Annotated in this window: 3 protein-coding genes and 1 pseudogene; 2 read left to right on the forward strand and 2 right to left on the reverse strand. The window is 43.0% G+C overall.

Going from position 1 to position 3,277, the window contains the following annotated elements; genetic code table 11:
- Positions 1–183 (reverse strand): hypothetical protein (locus AC1DJR_RS27250; RefSeq protein WP_477003971.1); only part of this gene is annotated, 183 nt, incomplete at its 3' end.
- Positions 184–364: 181 nt separating this feature from the next.
- Here AC1DJR_RS27250 and miaA point away from each other — a divergent pair.
- Together miaA and hfq are read left to right on the forward strand one after the other, a co-directional pair.
- Positions 365–1,318, forward strand: coding sequence for a tRNA (adenosine(37)-N6)-dimethylallyltransferase MiaA (gene miaA / locus AC1DJR_RS27255; RefSeq protein ID WP_429686868.1), 954 nt, complete (start codon positions 365–367; stop codon positions 1,316–1,318).
- Positions 1,319–1,339: 21 nt separating this feature from the next.
- Positions 1,340–1,564 carry an RNA chaperone Hfq gene (gene hfq / locus AC1DJR_RS27260; protein WP_000813896.1) on the forward strand — a complete coding sequence of 75 codons (225 nt, stop codon included), beginning with the start codon at positions 1,340–1,342 and terminating at the stop codon, positions 1,562–1,564.
- Positions 1,565–1,645: 81 nt separating this feature from the next.
- On the opposite strand, the pseudogene AC1DJR_RS27265 reads toward hfq, so the two are convergent.
- A pseudogene (locus AC1DJR_RS27265) lies at positions 1,646–3,277 on the reverse strand (Gly-Xaa-Xaa repeat protein); the annotation flags it as partial.

The raw sequence follows: 3,277 nt of genomic DNA on the forward strand, positions 1-3,277 counted from the left end.
CATATACTCTGTATTTTTATTTTCTGGATGTAACGTTGTTTCTTGAAGAGTAGAATGAAAGGAACGTAGTAAACAATTTAGTGCGAAGTATAATTCTTCTTGTGAACAATTTTGTTCTTTTGTAGCAGTAGCTAAAATAAGGTCTTTTATTAATAATGGAAAATCGATAGTCGCTTGTTTCATAGTCATTGCACCCTCTCCGAGCTATTTTTTATCATGTATATGCAGAATTGGACAAGCTATGCTCTTTTTTTTGTGTAATTTCATATACTGGATTCAAAGAACTTGCAATCATGCCGTTAAAATTGGTAAGATTGGGTATAATCAATAGATGGAGTATATTACATAAAGAGAGTTGAATGATATGGGAGAAGTGCAACGTGAAAAAGTTGCTGTCATCATTGGGCCAACTGCTGTCGGAAAGACGAAATTAAGTATCGATCTTGCAAAAGCGTTGAATGGTGAGATTATTAGTGGTGATTCCATGCAAATTTATCGTACGATGGATATCGGGACTGCAAAGGTGACGACAGATGAGATGGACGGAATTCCACATTATATGATTGATATAAAAGATCCGGAAGATTCATTTTCTGTGGCGGAATTTCAAGAAAGTGTCCGTAAGTGCATTCGAGAAATTACAGAGCGCGGGAAATTACCAATTATTGTTGGTGGAACCGGTCTCTATATACAATCTGTTCTATTCGATTACCAGTTTACAGATGAGGCTGGGGACGCTACATACCGAGAACAGATGGAAAAGTTAGCATTAGAACACGGTGTGGAATATGTACATAAAAAGTTGCAAGAAGTAGATCCAGAAAGTGCGGAGCGTATTCATGCCAATAATGTAAGGCGTGTTATTCGGGCGTTAGAAATTTTTCACACGACGGGTGAAAAAATGAGTAACCAGCTCGAAAAACAAGAAAATGAGTTACTGTACGATGTTTCATTAATTGGCTTGACAATGGATCGAGAAATGCTATACGATCGCATTAACTTACGTGTTAACCTAATGGTTGAACAAGGTTTATTAGAAGAAGTAAAAGGTTTACATGAAAGAGGAGTGCGAGATTGTCAATCTATTCAAGCGATTGGTTATAAAGAGATATATGATTATTTTGAGAATCGTGTATCTTTAGAAGAAGCGGTATCACAATTAAAGACGAATTCACGCCGTTATGCAAAACGTCAATTAACGTGGTTCCGTAATAAGATGGATGTCGCGTGGTTCGATGTTACTGATGGTGAAAAAACGTCAGAAATTTTACGATACATAGAAGGAAAGCTACAACTAAAGTCGAATAATAGTAAGTAGAGAAAAAGAGGAGGATTCGACATGAAGCAATCAATCAATATTCAAGATCAGTTTTTAAATCAACTCCGTAAAGAGAATACGTTCGTTACGCTGTACTTATTAAATGGTTTCCAGCTTCGTGGATTAATTAAAGGATTTGATAATTTTACAGTCCTGCTGGAAACAGAAGGTAAGCAACAGCTTATTTATAAACATGCAATTTCTACATTTGTACCACAAAAAAATGTTTCAATTGAATTAGAGTAGTAATGAATTATTGTACATAACAAAAAAAGAGCGAGTTTCTCGCTCTTTTTTTTATTTGTCATAAACAATAAATAGTGAAATTTAAGCGATTCTAAATACAGTAAGACGAATGTTAGTGTTTCCTGTTGCAGGGATCGTAATCTCGTTAAGAGTAGATTGGACAGAAATGTTTGCTCCAGCAGCTAATGTTTCGATTGTAGTAAATGAAAGTGAGTCGCCTATTAGATTTGAAGAGAAGTTGTCAGTAGCAACTGCTCCATTAATTGAAATTCCTAYTCCRAGYGGAGCRCATCCTGGYGCAGTTGTAGARATRGATACGCTAATTACATAAATACCAGCGTTAATAACAGTAACTGTATTTGTGCCGTTAAAGATAATATTGTTTACGTTAATTGCAGTACTAAAAATAAAGTTGTTAAATTGGAGTACTGTTTGTTGGATGTTGTTTGTTACAACGATTGTTGCTACTGGGAAGCTAGGTCCAGTAGGTCCGGTAACTCCTATACCAGTAGCACCCGTTGGTCCTTGAACACCTTGAGGTCCGGTAGCACCTGTGTTACCTTGAGCACCTTGARGTCCGGTAGCACCTGTGTTACCTTGAGCACCTTGAGGTCCGGTAGCACCWGTGTTACCTTGAGCGCCTTGAGGTCCAGTAGCACCTGTGTTACCGAGGCCCACCAGAAGGTCCGGTARSTCCGGTAACTCCTATACCAGTAGCACCMGTGTTACCTTGAASACCTTGAGGTCCGGTAGCACCMGTGTTACCTTGAASACCTTGAGGTCCRGTAGCACCMGTGTTACCTTGCGCACCTTGAGGTCCAGTAGCACCAGTGTTACCTTGAATACCTTGAGGTCCGGTAGCACCTGTGTTACCTTGAGCACCTTGAGCACCTTGAGGTCCAGTGGAACCAGTAGCGCCTGTATTACCTTGAGCACCTTGAGGTCCAGTAGCGCCCGTGTTACCTTGAGCACCTTGAAGTCCAGTAGCACCCGTGTTACCTTGCGCACCTTGAGGTCCAGTGGCACCTGTATTACCTTGAGCGCCTTGAGGTCCAGTGGCACCTGTATTACCTTGAGCACCTTGAGGTCCAGTGGAACCAGTAGCGCCCGTGTTACCTTGAGCACCTTGAGGTCCAGTAGCACCCGTGTTACCTTGCGCACCTTGAGGTCCAGTGGAACCAGTAGCACCAGTGTTACCTTGMGCRCCTTGAGGTCCAGTGGCACCAGTAGCACCCGTGTTACCTTGAGCACCTTGAGGTCCAGTGGCACCAGTGTTACCTTGCGTACCTTGAGGTCCAGTGGCACCCGTGTTACCTTGCGCACCTTGAGGTCCAGTAGCACCMGTGTTACCTTGAATACCTTGAGGTCCAGTAGCACCAGTGTTACCTTGCGTACCTTGAGGTCCAGTAGCACCCGTGTTACCTTGCGCACCTTGAGGTCCAGTGGAACCAGTAGCACCCGTGTTACCTTGCGTACCTTGAGGTCCAGTGGCACCCGTGTTACCTTGCGTACCTTGAGGTCCAGTGGCACCCGTGTTACCTTGCGCACCTTGAGGTCCAGTAGCACCCGTGTTACCTTGAAKACCTTGAGGTCCAGTAGCACCCGTGTTACCTTGAGCACCTTGAGGTCCAGTAGCACCCGTGTTACCTTGCGCACCTTGAGGTCCAGTAGCACCCGTGTTACCTTGCGCACCTTGAGGTCCAGTAGCACCCG

The sequence above is a fragment of the Bacillus sp. 05T31 genome, assembly GCF_056396725.1.

Bases quoted from the DNA above. Each gene is read 5' to 3' on its own strand.
- miaA (WP_429686868.1), top strand. From the start codon at position 365: ATGGGAGAAGTGCAACGTGAAAAAGTTGCTGTCATCATTGGGCCAACT.
- hfq (WP_000813896.1), top strand. From the start codon at position 1,340: ATGAAGCAATCAATCAATATTCAAGATCAGTTTTTAAATCAACTCCGT.